Annotated in this window: 16 protein-coding genes; 5 read left to right on the top strand and 11 right to left on the bottom strand. The window is 54.9% G+C overall.

What is annotated here, in order from left to right:
• From rffA to trxA, 10 genes are all read right to left on the bottom strand, one after another.
• On the bottom strand, positions 1-1,131 hold the full coding sequence (rffA, locus tag KGP16_RS00955) for a dTDP-4-amino-4,6-dideoxygalactose transaminase (protein WP_037376578.1): 1,131 nt from the start codon (positions 1,129-1,131) through the stop codon (positions 1-3).
• Positions 1,118-1,837 (bottom strand): dTDP-4-amino-4,6-dideoxy-D-galactose acyltransferase, encoded by a 720-nt coding sequence (rffC, locus tag KGP16_RS00950; RefSeq protein WP_037376577.1) that lies wholly within the window; start codon positions 1,835-1,837, stop codon positions 1,118-1,120. The genes rffA and rffC overlap by 14 nt, the downstream gene beginning before the upstream one ends.
• On the bottom strand, positions 1,815-2,696 hold the full coding sequence (rfbA, locus tag KGP16_RS00945) for a glucose-1-phosphate thymidylyltransferase RfbA (protein ID WP_059199113.1): 882 nt from the start codon (positions 2,694-2,696) through the stop codon (positions 1,815-1,817). The genes rffC and rfbA overlap by 23 nt, the downstream gene beginning before the upstream one ends.
• Before the next feature lie 66 nt (positions 2,697-2,762).
• Positions 2,763-3,830, bottom strand: coding sequence for a dTDP-glucose 4,6-dehydratase (rffG, locus tag KGP16_RS00940; RefSeq protein WP_021807748.1), 1,068 nt, complete (start codon positions 3,828-3,830; stop codon positions 2,763-2,765).
• Positions 3,827-5,089: a UDP-N-acetyl-D-mannosamine dehydrogenase gene (wecC, locus tag KGP16_RS00935; RefSeq protein ID WP_021807747.1), complete on the bottom strand. Its 1,263-nt coding sequence runs from the start codon at positions 5,087-5,089 to the stop codon at positions 3,827-3,829. Before wecC ends, rffG begins: the two co-directional genes overlap by 4 nt.
• Positions 5,086-6,216, bottom strand: coding sequence for a non-hydrolyzing UDP-N-acetylglucosamine 2-epimerase (gene wecB, locus KGP16_RS00930; protein ID WP_021181555.1), 1,131 nt, complete (start codon positions 6,214-6,216; stop codon positions 5,086-5,088). Before wecB ends, wecC begins: the two co-directional genes overlap by 4 nt.
• Before the next feature lie 86 nt (positions 6,217-6,302).
• Positions 6,303-7,355, bottom strand: coding sequence for an ECA polysaccharide chain length modulation protein (gene wzzE, locus KGP16_RS00925; RefSeq protein ID WP_021181556.1), 1,053 nt, complete (start codon positions 7,353-7,355; stop codon positions 6,303-6,305).
• 19 nt (positions 7,356-7,374) lie between these two features.
• Positions 7,375-8,472, bottom strand: a complete 1,098-nt coding sequence (gene wecA / locus KGP16_RS00920) for a UDP-N-acetylglucosamine--undecaprenyl-phosphate N-acetylglucosaminephosphotransferase (RefSeq protein ID WP_024484187.1) — start codon at positions 8,470-8,472, stop codon at positions 7,375-7,377.
• Positions 8,473-8,749: 277 nt separating this feature from the next.
• Positions 8,750-10,009, bottom strand: coding sequence for a transcription termination factor Rho (rho, locus tag KGP16_RS00915; protein ID WP_021181558.1), 1,260 nt, complete (start codon positions 10,007-10,009; stop codon positions 8,750-8,752).
• Positions 10,010-10,456: 447 nt separating this feature from the next.
• The gene (gene trxA, locus KGP16_RS00910) at positions 10,457-10,783 is read right to left on the bottom strand and encodes a thioredoxin TrxA (RefSeq protein ID WP_021181559.1); all 327 of its coding nucleotides are present in this window, start codon (positions 10,781-10,783) and stop codon (positions 10,457-10,459) included.
• Positions 10,784-10,914: 131 nt separating this feature from the next.
• Here trxA and rhlB point away from each other — a divergent pair, with 131 nt between their 5' ends.
• The 3 genes from rhlB (at position 10,915) to KGP16_RS00895 (ending at position 15,040) form a co-directional block, all read left to right on the top strand.
• Positions 10,915-12,204, top strand: coding sequence for an ATP-dependent RNA helicase RhlB (gene rhlB / locus KGP16_RS00905; RefSeq protein WP_024484189.1), 1,290 nt, complete (start codon positions 10,915-10,917; stop codon positions 12,202-12,204).
• Positions 12,205-12,213: 9 nt separating this feature from the next.
• Positions 12,214-13,707, top strand: coding sequence for an exopolyphosphatase (ppx, locus tag KGP16_RS00900; protein WP_021807744.1), 1,494 nt, complete (start codon positions 12,214-12,216; stop codon positions 13,705-13,707).
• 181 nt (positions 13,708-13,888) lie between these two features.
• Positions 13,889-15,040 (top strand): Fic family protein, encoded by a 1,152-nt coding sequence (locus KGP16_RS00895; RefSeq protein ID WP_021807743.1) that lies wholly within the window; start codon positions 13,889-13,891, stop codon positions 15,038-15,040.
• A 30-nt stretch (positions 15,041-15,070) separates the two neighbouring features.
• On the opposite strand, the gene rep is transcribed toward KGP16_RS00895, so the two are convergent.
• Complete coding sequence (gene rep, locus KGP16_RS00890; protein ID WP_223500660.1) at positions 15,071-17,095, bottom strand: DNA helicase Rep; 2,025 nt, start codon at positions 17,093-17,095, stop codon at positions 15,071-15,073.
• 115 nt (positions 17,096-17,210) lie between these two features.
• Here rep and ppiC point away from each other — a divergent pair, with 115 nt between their 5' ends.
• Positions 17,211-17,492 carry a peptidylprolyl isomerase PpiC gene (ppiC, locus tag KGP16_RS00885; protein WP_021181563.1) on the top strand — a complete coding sequence of 94 codons (282 nt, stop codon included), beginning with the start codon at positions 17,211-17,213 and terminating at the stop codon, positions 17,490-17,492.
• 279 nt (positions 17,493-17,771) lie between these two features.
• Positions 17,772-18,926: an IS481 family transposase gene (locus tag KGP16_RS00880; RefSeq protein WP_166733846.1), complete on the top strand. Its 1,155-nt coding sequence runs from the start codon at positions 17,772-17,774 to the stop codon at positions 18,924-18,926.
• Positions 18,927-18,932: the final 6 nt, after the last annotated feature.

Genomic DNA, 18,932 nt, shown 5'->3' with positions numbered 1-18,932 from the left:
TCAGGCGAGGAAGCTCAGAATGGTATTGATCACCGTACGTTGATTGACGTCTGACATGTTAAAGAACAGCGGCAGACGCACCAGGCGCTCGCTCTCTTTGGTGGTGAAGCGGTCTTCGCCGGAGAAACGGCCAAACTTCTCACCCGCCGGGCAGGCGTGCAGTGGGATGTAGTGGAACACCGACATGATTTCGGCTTCTTTCAGGTAGTCGATAAACGCGGTACGATCCTGCACGTCTTTCAGCTTGATGTAGAACATATGGGCGTTGTGCACGCAGTTGGCCGGAATGACCGGCAAGGCGATACGCCCTGAGTCTGCCAACGGTTTCAATGCATCGTAATAGTTCTGCCACAGCTTCAGGCGGCGCTGGTTGATCGTCTCGGCGGCCTCCAGCTGTGCCCACAGATAAGCGGCTTGCAGATCTGACATTAGATAGCTGGAACCAATATCGCGCCAGGTATATTTGTCTACCTGACCACGGAAGAACTGGCTGCGGTTGGTGCCTTTTTCACGGATCACTTCGGCACGATCGATCAGGGCCGGGTCGTTAATCAGCGTCGCGCCACCTTCACCGCCAGCGGTGTAGTTTTTGGTCTCATGGAAACTGAAGCAACCGATATGGCCGATAGTCCCCAAGGCTTTGCCTTTATAGGTCGACATCACGCCCTGCGCGGCATCTTCCACCACCATCAGGTTGTACTTCTTCGCCAGCGCCATGATGGTGTCCATTTCACAGGCTACGCCAGCGTAATGCACCGGCACGATGGCACGGGTTTTATCGGTGATCGCCGCTTCGATCTTGGTCTCATCGATGTTCATGGTGTCTGGACGCAGATCGACAAACACCATCACCGCCCCGCGCAGCACAAAGGCGTTAGCGGTGGACACGAAGGTATAGCTCGGCATGATCACTTCATCACCCGGCTGGATATCCAGCAGGATGGCGGCCATTTCCAGTGACGCGGTGCAAGACGGCGTCAGCAGCACTTTTGGGCAGCCAAAATGCTGTTCCATCCACTGCTGGCAGCGACGGGTAAAACCACCATCACCACAGAGTTTGCCGCTGCTCATCGCAGCCTGCATATAATCGAGTTCCGTGCCAACAACCGGTGGAGCGTTAAATGGGATCATGTAAACCTCTATAGAACCAATACGCGGTGCTTTCTAGGGTGGCACCGTGCCGTTGATAGAGCCGTAACGCGGCAATATTACTTATTTGAGTCGCGATCCGCAGGCGCTGCAGCCGTTGCTGCTGGCACCAGGCGATCGCGGCAGTCATCAGCCGAGAACCGGTCCCTTTACCTTGTACACCTGGAAATGCCGCCAGCAGGCCGATACGCGCCTCTTGCTGGCCAATATCACGCAGGCTGACAAACCCTTCTGGCTCCCCATCGCTACCCAGCACCAGCAGGCACTGATGGTCAAACGTCCCCAGCACCGCTTTTTCAATCCAGGTGGCGTAAAAACGCCCGCTGTCCTGCGGCTGATACCAAGGCGCGCGAAAACGGCTGGCGGCAAAAACCTTGGCCGCCACCGAACGCAACAGTGGAATATCTTCGGGCTGGGCGATGCGGATGGCCGGTAAATTCAATGCACAATCTGTGCCAATTGCCAGGGCAAAGTCCACTTCGCCCTCCACCAGCCGAAACCCCGCGGCTGCCAAACCATCGGCCAAATCCAGACGCTGGGCCGGGATCTTGGCCTGAACCAGCGCAAACGCATCCAGTTCAGTTGCCGTAAGCGCAGGAGCCGCCTCGTCAAAATGCAATTTGGCGCTGGTGAGTTGGAAATACTCGCTTTCCCAGCCCAAAGGCTCAATATTGGCGTGGACGGACATGCAGTAAATCCAGTAAGTATTTGCCATAGCCGGTTTTGGCTAACGCCTGCGCCGAGCGTCTTACGCCATCATCATCCAGCCAACCGTTACGCCAGGCGATCTCTTCCAGACAGGCAATCTTGAACCCTTGGCGCTTCTCTACCGTCTGCACAAAGGTACTGGCTTCGATCAGGCTGTCGTGGGTGCCGGTATCGAGCCAGGCAAAACCACGCCCCAGCAGCTCGACGCTCAGTTCGCCACGCTCCAGATACATCTGGTTGATGCTGGTAATTTCCAGCTCGCCGCGTTCGGAAGGCTTCACCTGCTTGGCGAAATCCACCACCTGGTTGTCATAGAAATAGAGACCGGTGACCGCCCAGTTGGACTTCGGCTTCAACGGCTTTTCTTCAATCGACAGCGCGCGGAAGTTATCGTCGAACTCCACTACGCCAAAGCGCTCTGGGTCCATGACCTGGTAACCGAATACCGTGGCACCTTTCAGACCCTGGACCACGCTTTTCAGTTTCGGGCTGAAGCCCTGGCCGAAGTAGATATTGTCGCCCAGCACCAGGCAGCACGGCTCGCCGCCGATAAACTCTTCGCCAATCAGGAAGGCCTGTGCCAACCCGTCCGGGCTCGGTTGTTCGGCGTAGCTGAGGTTGATGCCAAACTCTTCACCGCTGCCCAGCAAACGGCGAAACGAGGGCAGATCTTCAGGCGTAGAGATAATCAGAATATCGCGGATCCCGGCCAGCATCAGCACCGAGAGCGGATAGTAAATCATCGGTTTATCGTAAATGGGCAGCAACTGCTTGGAGACGCCGCGGGTGATCGGGTGCAAACGCGTCCCCGAACCGCCGGCTAGAATAATACCTTTCATCATGACTCCTGAACTTCCGCTAGCCGCACGGCGCTTATAGCCTTCCGTGCGTTTATCTAGATAGGATTATTGGTTTAGCCCTAAACGCTCGCCTGCATAGGAACCGTCTTGCACGCGGCGCCACCAGGTTTCATTGTTCAGATACCAGGAAACCGTTTTGCGGATGCCGCTTTCAAAGGTTTCCTGTGGGCGCCAACCCAGTTCACGTTCAATTTTGCCCGCGTCGATGGCATAACGCATATCATGGCCTGGGCGATCTTTGACGTAAGTGATCAGATCGCGATATTTCGCCACGCCCTGCGGTTTGTTCGGTGCCAGTTCTTCCAGCAGATCGCAGATGGTCTGTACCACTTCGATGTTTTTGCGCTCGTTGTGGCCGCCGATGTTATAGGTCTCCCCAATCACACCTTCTGTCACCACCTGATATAACGCCCGCGCATGGTCTTCCACAAACAGCCAGTCACGCACCTGCGCACCATCGCCGTAGACCGGCAGCGGTTTGCCGGAGATGGCATTAAGGATCACCAGCGGCACCAGCTTCTCTGGGAAGTGGTAAGGGCCGTAGTTGTTGGAGCAGTTGGTCACGACGGTAGGGAAACCGTAGGTACGCAGCCAGGCGCGCACCAGGTGGTCGCTTGAGGCCTTGGAGGCAGAATACGGGCTGCTTGGCGCGTAAGGCGTGGTTTCGGTAAACAGATCGTCGGTACCGTGCAGGTCGCCGTACACTTCATCGGTAGAGATATGATGGAAACGGAAAGCCTGCTTTTTCTCTGCCGCCAGCGCCTGCCAATAATGGCGGGCAGCTTCCAGCATGGTGTAAGTGCCCACTATGTTGGTTTCGATAAAGGCCGCCGGGCCGTCGATCGAGCGGTCAACGTGGCTTTCTGCCGCCAGGTGCATCACGAAATCCGGCTGGTACTGCGCAAATACGCGGTCTAGTGCGGCACGGTCGCAGATATCTACCTGCTCGAAAGCATAGCGCTCGTTGTCCGCTACACCCGCCAGCGACTCCAGGTTACCGGCATAGGTGAGCTTATCAACCACCACTACGCTATCGCGGGTCCCCTCGATGATATGTCTTACCACGGCAGAGCCGATAAATCCGGCCCCGCCGGTGACCAAAATACGTTTCAACGCCAAACTCCTTTGGTGTCCACGATCCAGGACTGCTTAATCTCTTCCGGCCTGATGGCCTTGAATTCTTTATGATCGACCAGCATGACGATCACATCCGCCTGCTGTAAGGCCTCAGGCAGTTTTTTCAGCGTAACGAGGCCCGCCAGTGACTTCGGCAATTGCTCAACGTTTGGCTCGACCGCCAGAGTTTCACCTACGTGCCAGTCGGCAATCAGGTGGGCTACTTCAACCGCCGGGCTTTCACGCAGGTCGTCGATATTAGGTTTGAACGCCAAACCGAAGCAGGCAATTTTCACTTCAGAAGCGCGCTTGTTGGTGGCCGCCAGGCAATCTGCCACGGCTGCCTTGACCTGATCGACCACCCAGAGCGGTTTGCCGTCGTTTACCAGACGCGCAGTATGGATCAGACGAGCCTGCTGCGGGTTCTGCGCCACGATGAACCAAGGGTCAACGGCGATACAGTGCCCGCCCACGCCTGGGCCAGGTTGCAGAATGTTGACGCGCGGATGACGGTTGGCCAGGCGGATCAGTTCCCACACGTTAATGCCCTGCTCGGCACAGATCAGCGAAAGCTCGTTGGCAAACGCGATGTTAACGTCGCGGAAGCTGTTTTCCGTCAGTTTGCACATCTCGGCGGTGCGCGAGTTGGTGATCACACACTCACCTTCGAGGAAAATCTTGTACAGCGCGCTGGCGCGCTCGGAGCATTTTGGCGTCATCCCGCCAATCACGCGGTCGTTCTGAATCAGCTCAACCATCACCTGCCCAGGCAGCACGCGCTCAGGACAGTAGGCAATGTTCACGTCAGCCTGCTCACCGGCATCCTGCGGGAAGCTCAGATCGCTACGCGCCTCTGCGAGCCACAGGGCCATCTGCTCGGTAGCGCCCACCGGTGAAGTAGACTCCAGGATCACCAGGTCGCCCTTTTTCAGTACCGGTGCCAATGACTTGGCGGCGGCTTCAACGTAGGCCAGATCGGGTTCGTGATCGCCTTTGAACGGCGTTGGTACGGCAATCAGGAACGCATCGGCCGCCAGCGGTTTAGTCACCGCCTGCAGGTAACCGCCTTCTACCGCTTCTTTTACCACGCGATCCAAATCAGGTTCGACGATGTGGATGGCACCGCGGTTAATGGTATCTACCGCGTGCTGGTTAACATCTACGCCCACCACTTTCTTCTTGCGGGAAGCAAACGCCGCCGCCGTTGGCAAACCGATATAGCCCAGGCCAATAACTGAAATAGTGTTAAAACTCATAGTGTCACCTGATGATTCTTTAAAGCTTCGAGGATACGTTGGCAGGCATGCCCGTCACCGTATGGGTTATGCGCCCGGCTCATGGCGTGGTATTCGCCTTCGTCTGTCAATAACCGGGTTACCGCATCAACAATTTTAGCTACGTCCGTTCCCACCAGCTGTACCGTGCCGGCATCTACCGCTTCTGGCCGCTCGGTGGTATCACGCATCACCAACACCGGTTTCCCCAGCGATGGCGCCTCTTCCTGAATGCCGCCCGAGTCGGTCAGGATCAGATAAGATCGCGTCATCAGATAGACAAACGGCAGGTAATCCTGCGGATCGATCAGAATGATGTTATCGATCCCCTTCAAAATACGGTTAACCGGCTCGCTGACGTTCGGGTTGAGATGCACCGGATACACCACCTGCACGTCAGGATGCTGAAGAGCAATCTCGGCCAAGGCGCTACAGATGCGCTCAAACCCACCGCCGAAGCTTTCGCGACGGTGCCCAGTCACCAAGATCAGCTTTTTGTTGGCATCCAGGAAAGGATAACGTTGGTCAAGGCTGCTGCGCAGCTCTGGGTTGTGCATGATGCGGTCGCGCACCCACAGCAACGCATCGATCACAGTGTTACCCGTGACGAAAATATGGTCGTCCCGCAGCGATTCACGTAACAGGTTCTGCCGTGAATTTTCGGTTGGCGAGAAGTGATACATCGCCAAATGCCCCGTCAACTTGCGGTTGGCCTCTTCAGGCCAAGGAGAATAGAGATTACCGGTACGCAGGCCCGCTTCGACATGCCCCACCGGGATACGCTGATAAAACGCCGCCAGGCTGGTCGCCATGGTGGTCGTCGTGTCACCGTGAACCAACACCACGTCCGGCTTGAAGTCCTCCAGTACGCCTTTGATCCCTTCCAGAATGCGGCAGGTGATTTCACTCAGCCCCTGGCCCGGTTTCATAATATTCAGGTCGTAATCCGGTACGATTTCAAACAAACGCAGTACCTGATCCAGCATCTCGCGATGCTGTGCCGTAACGCAGACTCTTGACTCAAAGGCATCATCCTGAGCCAGAGCATGTACCAGAGGTGCCATTTTGATGGCTTCCGGTCTGGTGCCAAAAACAGTCAACACTTTCACAGCGAATCTCTTTTGGTCGGTGAAGTGCAGGCGAACCTGCAAAGTTGGGCACTCAGTGCCCAACAGCGAAATTATTATATTATTAGTTAACTACGTGGCCGGCGTACCAAGGCGACGCCCGCACCAATCAGGCCACCGATTGCGCCCCACATAATCAGCCAGAATACCCGGCGTGGACTATCACGTTTCACCGGCTCTTCCGGCGTACGTAAATAGCGGTAGGTCTGGAATTTGGCATCCAACGTCGGGCCAACGTTCAGAGTTGCCAGCATCGCCCGGTTCTGATCGTAACTCACATCGTAAGCCGGGCCGGAAGCCTGTAAACCTTCCAGACGCGCCTGCAGCATAGGTTTGCCCAGCAGGAACAGATCGGAGTCTGGCAGCTGTTCGGCTGGCGTATCGGTCTGCGTACGGCTAATCCCCTGCTGCTCGGCGATTTTCAGCGCCTGCTGCACGGTCTTGAGCTCACGCTGATAAACCGCATCGGCTACCGCTTCCTGGCGTTTGACCTGTGCACTCATCGAGGTGGTACGCGCCGCCCAGGCTCCCTGGATCTCTTCATTCAGATGCTGCGCCGCGCGGTGGCTGGCAAAGGCAACATACTGACGCAGCAGATGGTTGGAGTCTGGCGCGGTCTCGGCGGTGAGTTTCACGCTATCATTCAGCACTTTTTTGTCGTCGCGCGGCGTGAACTGGATATTGTTAATCAGGTCATCAAGCAACGCCGCATCGGCACGGGCATCCCCTTCCTGGCGCTGCTTGTAGTAATCGCTTTGCAGCCAGAAATCACGGCGCGTGTCATAGGCGGCCAACTGCATGATAAATTCATTATAGGCTTCATCGGCGATGCCTGGCTGATCGCTGGCAACCGCAGGCAGCGTGCGCTGATCCAGGTTACGCAGGAACTGCTGCTGAGAGTAATATCCCCCCAGCGCATTCACCGTTGGCTTATCGGTGATCGCCGTAGCGCTCCACTCCTGTTTCACCAGGTAGGAAACGATCAGCGCGACGGCAGCAAACAACACCGCAAAACCGATAATCCATTTTTTGCCGCGCCACAGGGTGCAGCACAGACCGCGGATATCGAGTTCGTTATCGACCACCGGGGTATTCTTGTCAGACGTTGTTTCAGGATTCATCACTGCCCTAAAGCCTCAGTTAAGGTACTTGCTTATTGTTCGTTGCATTCCGCAGGCGGCGCTTGAGACGTTTGATATAGCGCGCGACCCGCCATGCACGTTTAATGCAATAGCCATACAAGAAGAATGCAAGCAAGAATAATGCCAACATAACCCATTCAGGTATGAAAGTCAGACGTTCGCCTATCACACCAACCGCCGCCAGCAGCGCTGCGGCTAGGGTGATGAGCACAAAAGCCTGACGAGGCGTAAAGCCCGCTCGCATAATCAAATGGTGGATGTGTTGACGGTCTGGCGAAAACGGGCTCATGCCCTTACGCAGACGGCGATACATGATGGCAATCATATCCATCAGCGGGATGGCGATAATCCACAGCGCGGTGACCGGTTTGATCGGATGGTTTGGCCCTTGCGAGCTTTGCACCAGCAGCCAGATGGCGGTAAAACCGATCAGCGTACTCCCGGCGTCACCCATAAAGACCTTATAGCGACGGCCAAGGATGCCGAGGTTGAGCAGAATATAGGGAACAATGGCCGCCAGCATCGCGAAGCACCAGAAGGCAAGCTCGCTATGGCCGCCTTGATACAGCAGGATCCCCATCGCGCCGAACGACACGCAGGAGAGACCGCCGAGCAGGCCGTCGATACCGTCGACCATGTTAAAGGCGTTAATCGCCGCCCAAACGGCAAACAGCGTCACCAAATAGCCAAACGGCCCCAACTGCATTTCCCAGCCACCAAACACATAGCCGAGGCTGCGCAGATAAAGACCTGCAAATACCATCATGGCGATGCCGACCAGTGCCTGAATGGTGGCGCGGATCTTGACGCTGATATCGAAGCGATCGTCCAGTGCGCCGACGAAGACCAGGACACCGGCGCAGGTGAGATAGAGTTTGCTGTGCGCAATCGTCTGGTCGGTGATCAGGAAGGCAAAGCAGATGCCAGCGTAAACAGAAATCCCACCCACCAGCGGGATCAGCCCCTGATGACGTTTGCGATAATTAGGCTTATCAACCAAACCAATAGGTTTTGCTGCCTTGCGAGCAACAAATAAAAAAGCCAGAGAAAACAGAAAAACAAAAAGAATTTCAGTACTCATGGTGAGTAAGTTCACGGTTAACAAATCTCTGAAGAAGATGAGGCAGCTTAACATGGGTAAAAAACCGCGCCACATGACCAAGCGACCTTTCAGTCATTTCCTATGACATAGACACTTATCAATGCCCAAAACGTGTCTTGCTTCAACGCGTTAATGCAAAAACTGGCGCAAATAAGATAAGTTCTCAATAAGTCACAAGAATAACTTACTTTCCTTTACTGTTACTTATCGTATCCGCCAAAAGCAAAAAACGCCACGACTAGGCGTGGCGTTCCTCGAATATTTTACTTATTTATGAGCGTTTCATCATGTCGAAGAATTCATCGTTGGTTTTGGTCATCGCCAACTTGTTAATGAGGAACTCCATCGCGTCGATCTCACCCATTGGGTGAATGATCTTGCGCAGGATCCACATCTTCTGCAGTTCTTCAGAGGTAGTGAGCAACTCTTCTTTACGCGTACCGGAACGGTTGTAATCGATAGCAGGGAACACGCGCTTCTCGGCGATTTTACGCGCCAGATGCAGTTCCATGTTACCCGTACCTTTAAACTCTTCGTAAATCACTTCGTCCATCTTCGAACCGGTATCAACCAGTGCGGTAGCGATGATGGTCAGGCTGCCGCCTTCCTCAACGTTACGAGCCGCACCGAAGAAGCGCTTCGGACGATGCAGGGCGTTGGCGTCCACACCACCGGTCAGCACTTTGCCTGAGGCAGGTACTACGGTGTTGTAGGCACGCGCCAGACGGGTGATGGAGTCCAGCAGGATGATCACGTCTTTTTTGTGTTCGACCAGGCGCTTGGCCTTCTCGATCACCATTTCGGCAACCTGTACGTGGCGGGATGCGGGTTCGTCGAAGGTAGAAGCGATCACTTCGCCTTTTACCAGACGTTGCATCTCGGTCACTTCTTCCGGACGTTCGTCGATCAGCAGCACCATCAGCACGCAGTCTGGATGGTTGTATGCGATGCTCTGCGCAATGTTTTGCAGCAGCATGGTTTTACCGGCTTTCGGCGGTGCCACAATCAGGCCACGCTGGCCACGGCCGATTGGCGCTGCCAGATCCAGTACGCGAGCCGTCAGATCTTCGGTAGAGCCGTTGCCGCGCTCCATACGCAAACGTGAGTTGGCGTGCAGCGGCGTCAGGTTTTCGAACAGGATCTTGTTACGGGCGTTTTCCGGTTTGTCGTAGTTGACTTCGTTAACTTTCAACAGGGCAAAATAGCGCTCGCCTTCTTTTGGCGGACGAATCTTACCGGAAATGGTGTCACCTGTGCGGAGGTTAAAGCGGCGGATTTGGCTGGGAGAAACGTAGATATCGTCGGGGCCTGCGAGGTAGGAACTGTCTCCGGAACGGAGGAAACCAAATCCATCCTGCAATATCTCCAGCACGCCATCACCGAAGATATCTTCTCCGCTTTTCGCATGTTGCTTGAGTATAGAGAAGATAATGTCCTGTTTGCGCAGGCGGGCCAGGTTTTCCAGCCCCATATTTTCGCCGAGAGTAATCAGCTCAGAAACCGGCGTATTCTTTAATTCGGTAAGATTCATAGTGGGGGTTCTTAAACTCGGGGTGTGTCTCGAACTAGTATCGTGAATGGTATGGCAGCGTGTTATACCCATAACCTTTCAAGCTACAACGTGAAATTCATAGGGTATGCGTGCCTGTTACTGGACGTTCGATCGCCGGGCTGCTGGGCCGCCGCAGTAAGAAATGGCTTAGCTGGGGCGCACACGCTGACGGTTTAAGATCGAAGGTGCCTTAAAACTGATTTTTTTGTAAAACCGCTTGATCGTCAAAACACGGGCTCGGTTCACAGTAAAATGCTAGTGCCGATGGTTCAACGTAGAGTAACGCTTAGATTCAGACTCTTTAGATTTAATACTTATGGCAAGTTCAGAATGCAGTATGGTTAAACTTAACACGCTTCTTGGCAGGCGTCTAGCGGTGAATGAAAATCCCCCTCCAGACGCCCGTCACGGGGCTTCCCGCCCTAATTACAGATTCGCGTCCAGGAACTCTTTGAGCTGGCCCTTGGACAGCGCGCCGACCTTGGTCGCTGCCACTTCACCGTTCTTGAACAACAACAGCGTCGGAATACCGCGGATGCCGTACTTAGGCGCGGTAAGCGGGTTTTGATCGATGTTCAGTTTGGTAATGGTCAGCTTGCCGGCGAACTCTTCGGCAATCTCGTCGAGGATCGGAGCAATCATCTTGCACGGACCACACCATTCAGCCCAGAAATCGACCAGGATTGGCCCTTCGGCTTTCAGCACATCGGAATCGAAGCTGTCGTCAGTCAGGTGAATAATTTTATCGCTCATGTTCTACTCCACAGGATTAGGTCTACCTTGTTGGTGTAGCATCAAACCAACTCAGGTGATTTTATTTCACCGCTTTTATTTCAACGGATATGCTTTCGTAAAGCAATAGTTAGCTGATATTCTACCACACTATGAGCAAAACACACTTGACCGAACAGAAGTTTTCCGACTTCGCCCTGCACCCGTTAGTCCTTGAAGCCCTTGAGAAAAAAGGGTTTCACAACTGCACGCCCATCCAGGCGTTGGCATTGCCGCTCACCCTCAGTGGGCGCGACGTTGCAGGTCAGGCGCAAACCGGTACCGGAAAGACGCTGGCATTTTTAGCGTCTACTTTTCACTATTTGCTGTCCCACCCGGCGAAAGAAGGTCGCCAGACCAACCAGCCGCGCGCCTTGATCATGGCGCCTACGCGTGAACTGGCGGTGCAGATCCATTCCGATGCAGAAGCGCTGTCGCAGTCTACCGGGTTGAAGCTTGGCCTGGCCTACGGCGGTGATGGCTATGACAAACAGCTGAAAGTGCTGGAAAGCGGCGTAGATATTCTGGTGGGGACCACCGGCCGTTTAATCGACTACGCCAAACAAAATTATATCGATCTGGGTGCTATCCAGGTTGTGGTGCTCGATGAAGCCGACCGCATGTACGATCTGGGCTTTATCAAAGATATCCGCTGGCTGTTCCGCCGTATGCCTGCGGTCGATCAACGCCTGAACATGTTGTTCTCTGCCACCCTGTCCTATCGCGTACGCGAGCTGGCCTTTGAGCAGATGAACAATGCCGAATATGTGGAAGTTGAACCGGAACAGAAAACCGGCCACCGCATTCAGGAAGAGCTGTTCTACCCTTCCAACGAAGAAAAAATGCGCCTGCTGCAGACGCTGATCGAGGAAGAGTGGCCGGACCGCTGCATCATCTTCGCCAACACCAAGCACCGCTGTGAAGACATCTGGGGCCATCTGGCTGCCGATGGTCACCGCGTAGGCCTGCTGACCGGCGACGTGGCGCAGAAAAAACGCCTGCGTATTCTGGACGACTTCACCAAAGGTAACCTGGATATCCTGGTTGCCACCGATGTCGCCGCACGCGGCCTGCATATTCCGTTGGTGACTCACGTCTTCAACTACGATCTGCCGGATGACTGCGAAGACTACGTGCACCGCATTGGTCGTACAGGCCGCGCGGGCGAAAGCGGTCACTCTATCAGCCTGGCCTGTGAAGAGTACGCGCTGAATCTGCCAGCCATCGAGACTTATACCGGCCACAGCATTCCGGTGAGCAAGTACAACAGCGATGCGTTGCTGAGCGACCTGCCAGCCCCGAAGCGCCTGGTGCGCCCTCGTGGCAACAACGGCCCACGCCGTAACTCTTCCGCGCCACGTCGTGGTGGTGCGCCGCGTAACAACCGTAAACGTTCGGGCTAATAGACGACTATGCCAGGTTCCAGCACCCTCTATGCCGCCATCGATCTGGGTTCCAACAGTTTCCATATGTTGGTGGTACGTGAGGTGGCTGGCAGTATCCAGACGCTAGCTCGCATCAAGCGCAAAGTGCGCCTGGCGGCCGGGCTGGATCAGCACAATCACCTGTCACAGGAAGCCATGCAGCGCGGTTGGCAATGTCTGCGGCTGTTCTCGGAACGCCTGCAGGATATCCCGCGCGATCAAATTCGGGTCGTCGCCACCGCAACGCTGCGCCTGGCCAACAACGCGGCCGAATTCCTGCAAACCGCCGAAACTATCCTTGGCTGCCCCGTTCAGGTCATCAGCGGCGAAGAAGAAGCCCGCCTGATCTACCACGGCGTTGCCCATACCACCGGCGGCCCGGATCGGCGTCTGGTGGTCGATATCGGGGGTGGCAGCACGGAGTTGGTCGTAGGGACAGGAGCGCAAGCCGCACAGCTGTATAGCCTTTCGATGGGCTGTGTCACCTGGCTCGAACGCTTCTTCAGCGATCGCAACCTGGAGCGGGATAACTTCGAAGCCGCCGAACAGGCCGCGCGTGAAAAGGTGCGGCCGATAGCCGCACAACTTCGCCAACATGGCTGGCAGATTTGCGTCGGTGCCTCCGGAACCGTGCAAGCGCTACAGGAAATCATGGTGGCGCAGGGGATGGACGAACGTATTACCCTGCCCAAACTGCGGCAGTTGAAACAACGAGCCATTCAGTGTGGCAAGCTGGAAGAGCTGGAAATCGAAGGCCTGACGCTGGAACGTGCCTTGGTGTTCCCAAGCGGCCTGTCGATACTGCTGGCCATTTTCCAAGAGTTAGGCATTGAAAGCATGACGCTGGCCGGTGGTGCTCTGCGCGAAGGGCTGGTGTATGGCATGCTGCATCTGCCGGTCGAGCAAGATATCCGCAGCCGCACGTTACGTAATCTGCAACGCCGTTACCTGCTGGATATCGAGCAGGCCGAACGCGTCAGCCAGTTGGCAGCGAACTTCTGTTTGCAGACCACCAACGAATGGCAATTGGATACGCGATGTCGTGAATTACTGCATGCGGCGTGCCTGATCCACGAAATCGGCCTGAGCGTCGATTTCAAACAGGCTCCTCAACACGCCGCCTATCTGGTCAGCCATCTTGATTTACCTGGCTTTACCCCGGCGCAGAAAAAACTGTTAGCTACCCTGTTGCAAAACCAGAGCAATGCCCTCGATCTGCCGCTGCTGAGCCAACAGAACGCCGTGCCACCCCGCGTGGCACAGCGCATGTGTCGTCTGTTACGTCTGGCCATCATCTTTGCCAGCCGCCGCCGTGACGATACCCTGCCCGCGGTACGCCTGCGTGCCAACGATGAAGAGTTGCATGTGATTTTGCCGCGCGGCTGGTTGGAACGACATCCGCTGCGCGCAGAGGCGCTGGATCAGGAAAGCCACTGGCAGAGCTATGCCCACTGGCCTCTGTTTTTGGAAGAGCAGTCTTAAGAGCATTTCCCCCTTTTCTGCAACCGTCTCTTTAACCGTTTTATGTGAAAACGCAACTCAATGGCTGGCTCCGTCCTAAGAGGTTGCGTGATAACAAGGCTAATTAAAGAGACTTTTAATGACCTCCTATGTTATTAAAGAATAGTTTAATAACGCACAATCTTATTAAAGGGGGGTTTTAATGAAGCGTATTTCTGGTCGATTTGTGACAATTCAGAGTCATCAGGAAACGGTCAATGCCTTCGTACCAGCGCCTTTACCACCAACTGATCCCCCCATTGTTGCCAAATCCTATCAGGAACTCAATAATCGAGCTGAATTGGCTTTAGCTAGACTATCAGCTATGTCCGGTCTGGTTACATCTGGAGAATGGTTAATTTACAGTGCAATACGTAGAGAGGCTTTACTCACCTCCCAGCTTGAGGGGACACAGGCAACACTGACTGACGTTTTTGATGAGGAAGCAGGGCTGGCCGTAACAAATGTGAATGATGTTGAGGAGGTCACCAGGTACCTGCAAGCATTCAAGTTTGTGCGTGAGCAGATACTCTCGCCAACAGGATTACCTGTATCAGTCCGGTTACTAACACAAGCCCACAAAGTTCTTCTGGCTGGTGTTCGGGGTACAGATAAACAACCCGGTAGTGTACGGACCAGTCAAAACTGGATTGGTGGCACGCGGCCAGGTAACGCGTCGTATGTCCCTCCTCCCCCAGAGGAAATTACCAATTTACTCGCAGAGCTGGAGCTTTTTATTCACGACGAGCAACCAACATTACCCCCGTTGGTGAGGATAGCGCTGATACATGCCCAGTTCGAAACCATTCACCCTTTTCTTGATGGTAACGGACGCATAGGTCGTCTGTTGATTGCCATGTTACTCGAAACGTGGAAGCTTCTGCCTGAACCACTATTGTATGTATCAGGATATCTGAAGGCCAATCAGGCTGAGTATTATCGCTGTTTATCTGAAACAAGGAGAAATGGTGATTGGGAGTCTTGGGTATCATTCTTCCTTGAAGGCGTTGAAATTGCCGCAGGGGAAGCACAACAGAGCATCATTCAGATAGCCTCACTGATTGCTGTCGATCGGAAAAAAGTTCTCGATACGGCATCCAGTACATTACAAACGTTGCGTCTTTTTGAATTACTACCAACAATGCCAAAATTAACGGTAGAAAGAGCCCAGGCAGAGTTAGATGTCACGTTTCCTACAGCGAGCACGGCCATTAAAGCACTAGAGAATGCGGGGATACTGGTGGAAACTACAGGTCGAGTGAGAGGTAAAAGCTATGTCTATCAAGCCTACGTAGATACTTTACGTAATGAATAATAGCAACAGGGCGTTTTCGCGCCCTGACCCTCAGCTACCGCCCTTAGCCTTGGCCAGCATCGCCTTCACGCTGGCCAAATGGCTCTGGCCCTTCTCCATCCGCTCCTGCGGGCTAACGACTTTGCGTTCCGACTCCCAGGCCAGATCGTCCTGCGGCAATTCCAACAGGAAACGGCTGGGTTCTGGCCGCACCAGTTCACCGTACTGGCGACGTTCGCGACACAGGGTGAAAATCAGCTCTTTCTGGGCACGAGTGATCCCAACATAGGCCAGACGCCGCTCTTCATCGACATTATCCTCGTCAATGCTGCTCTGATGCGGCAATAATCCCTCTTCCATCCCCACCAGGAACACATAGGGGAACTCCAATCCCTTGGAAGCATGCAGGGTCATCAGCTGTACCTGATCCAACTCTTCATCGCTTTCACCGCGCTCCATCATGTCACGCAACGTAAAGCGCGTGACCACCTGGGTCAGCGTCATCGGTTCGTCCAGATCGTTGCCTTCCAGCATCTCGGTCATCCAACCAAACAGGGTGTTGACGTTTTTCATGCGCATTTCGGCCGCTTTCGGGCTGGGCGAGGTTTCAAACAACCAGCTTTCATAGTCGATGCCGCGGATCAGATCGCGCACCGCTGCCACCGGCTCACGCTCCACCATTTGGATGATCCCTTCCATCCAGTGGGTGAAACGCTGTAAAGACTCCAACCCCCGCCCGGTTAGATACTGACCAAGGCCAAGATCGAAGCTGGCGCGGAACAGGCTCTTGTTACGCTGATTGGCCCACTCCCCCAACTTTTGCAGCGTCGCCGGGCCAATTTCCCGCTTCGGCGTGTTGACGATACGCAGGAAGGCGCTGTCGTCATCCTGGTTGGTCAAAACCCGCAGATAGGCCAGCAAATCCTTGATTTCCGGGCGCGAGAAGAACGAGGTGCCGCCAGAAATCTTGTACGGAATGCGGTTCTGCATCAGCATTTTTTCAAACAGCCGCGACTGGTGGTTTCCGCGATAGAGGATCGCATAGTCGCCGTAGTTGGTTTTCTTCACAAAGTGATGAGCGATCAGTTCCCCCACCACCCGCTCGGCCTCGTGATCTTCATTGTTGGCCGTGACCACCTTCAACTCTTCGCCGTAGCCCAGCTCAGAGAACAGGCGTTTTTCAAAGACGTGCGGGTTGTTGGCAATCAGGATATTGGCAGCTTTCAGAATACGTTCGCTGGAACGGTAGTTCTGCTCCAGCTTGATCACCTGCAACGCCGGGAAATCTTCCTTTAGCAGTACCAGGTTCTGCGGACGAGCACCGCGCCAGGAGTAGATCGACTGATCGTCATCCCCCACCACGGTAAAGCGTGCGCGGTGACCCACCAGCAGTTTCACCAGTTCGTACTGACTGGTGTTGGTGTCCTGATATTCATCCACCAGCAGGTAGCGGATACGGTTCTGCCAGCGCTCACGCACCCCCTCATTACGCTGTAGCAACAAGGTAGGCAGCAGGATCAGATCGTCAAAATCCAGGACGTTACAGGCCCTCATGTGATCGTGATACAGCCCGTAGCAGTGGGCGAACAGTTTGTCCCGCTCGGAGCGCGCCAGCCCCATTGCCCGCTGCGGATCCACCAGATCGTTCTTCCAGTTGGAAATGGTCGAGATCAGCTGTGCCACCAGAGTCTTGTCGTTTTCCAGCCACTTCTCGGTCAGTTCCTTCAACAACGCGAGCTGGTCTTGATCGTCAAACAGCGAGAAGTTGGACTTCATCCCCAACGCGGCATATTCGCGTTTGATCACTTCCAGCCCCAGCGTATGGAAAGTGGAGATCATCAAGCCACGCGACTCTTTGCGCCCCATGGTTTGCGCCACACGCTCTTTCATCTCACGCGCCGCCTTGTTGGTAAAGGTTACGGCGGCAATATGCCGCGCCTGATAGCCACATTGGTGGATCAGGTGGGCGATTTTATTGGTGATCACACGCGTTTTGCCGGAACCGGCACCGGCCAGCACCAGGCAAGGCCCGGTAACGAATTCGACGGCTTGTTGTTGGCTGGGGTTTAATCGCATGGCGCTTTGTTGCTCAATATTGGAGTGCTGGGGAGAGGGATTGTAGCAGAAAGCGCCAAACAGATTTAACAGGTATAATGGCGGCAAATTCTACACGACTGATTGGATTATTAAGATGGCAAAGACCGCTAGCGCGCTGCACATCCTGGTGGATAACGAAACACTGGCCAACGAACTGTTGGCCAAACTCAAGCGCGGTGTCAGCTTCGATACGCTGGCGCGCAAATACTCGAGCTGCCCGTCCAAGCGCAACGGCGGCTCCCTGGGTGAGTTCAACAAGGGGACTATGGTCGCAGCCTTCGATAAGGCGGTGTTCAGCATCCCGTTGCTCAAGCCCTATGGCCCGGTGAAAACCCAGTTCGGCTATCACATCATCAAGGTACTTTATCGCAACTAGGCCCCTCACCCTAACCCTCTCCCACAGGGAGAGGGGACCGATCGAGTTAGGCTGATAATGTCGTGTTCCTTCTGAGCACCGGCTGACTCACCTTGGTTTCGTTGATTTCTCTGCGTAATACCTGCCTTTCTTTTTACTCCCAACTCTCCGAAGCTGCACGGCCTAACCAGGCTCTCCGGGCAGCTCCCTCTCCCTGTGGGAGTGTACAGACCGGGGACATCATGAACACTTGTTCGGGGACATGGTAGACACTTACAACATAGGTATGAGTACTTCTGAGTGGAGTTGCTTATGCCGTGGGATGAGAGATCTGCCATGTCATTACGTACCGAGTTTGTGCTTTTCGCCTCGCAAGAAGGCGCTAATATCCGTGCGCTATGCCGTCAGTTCGGCATAGCGCCTGCTACCGCATACAAGTGGTTACATCGCTGGCACTCTGATGGGCGCGCCGGTCTGAACGAACGTTCTCGAGTGCCACACCATTCCCCCAGCAGAACCTCTGACACCGTTGTCCAACATCTCCGCGCTGCACACCTGGCCCATCCGATGTGGGGCGCACGCAAGCTCAAGCGGTGGCTCGAGATGCAGGGGCATACGTTACCGGCCGCCAGCACCGTGCATAACCTCATGCGCCGCCATGACCTGCTACCGGGCGGTCCGTCACCGGCGCCCACCGTCGGACGCTTTGAACATGACGCCCCGAACCGACTCTGGCAGATGGACTTTAAAGGCCACTTCCCCTTCGCCGAAGGGCGTTGTCATCCGCTGACCTTGCTGGATGACCATTCGCGCTTCTCGCTCTGTCTGGCGCACTGCCCGGACGAGCGACGTGTCACCGTGCAGTCACAGTTGATAGCGGTGTTCGAACGTTATGGCTTGCCGGAGAGAATGACCATGGATAATGGTGCCCCCTGGGGCGACACGACGGGCAGTTGGACCGCGCTGGAACTGTGGCTGATGCGTCAGGGTATCCGGGTGGGTCACTCTCGGCCTTATCATCCTCAGACTCAGGGTAAGCTGGAGCGCTTCCACCGCAGCCTGAAGGCAGAGCTCCTGCAGGGACGGTGGTTTACCCATGCCGCGCAGTTGCAGGAGGTGTTCGACGCCTGGCGAGATACCTACAACCTGGAACGCCCACACGAAGCCCTGTCAATGGCGGTGCCAGCGTCCCGTTATCAGCCTTCATCGCGACAGTACAATGGCAATCCGGCGGCAGCCGAGTATGACGAGGGGGTCCTGGTCAGGAAAGTGGATGTCAGTGGAAAACTAAGCCTGAAAGGGATGGGTCTGAAAGTGGGCAAGGCCTTTATCGGTGAATATGTCGGGCTGAAGGAAAGTGAGAGAGAGGGCTACTACGAGATATGGTGGTACAGCACGAAAGTGGGGATGATCGACCTGAGAAATAGGTCGATCATCATGGGTAAAGGATGTTAAAAAGTG

It is taken from the genome of Serratia sp. JSRIV006 (genome assembly GCF_019968685.1).
In the GTDB taxonomy this organism is placed as follows: domain Bacteria; phylum Pseudomonadota; class Gammaproteobacteria; order Enterobacterales; family Enterobacteriaceae; genus Chania; species Chania fonticola_B.
Note: the sequence above shows the minus strand (reverse complement) of the source record. Positions and strands in the feature narration are given on the sequence as shown.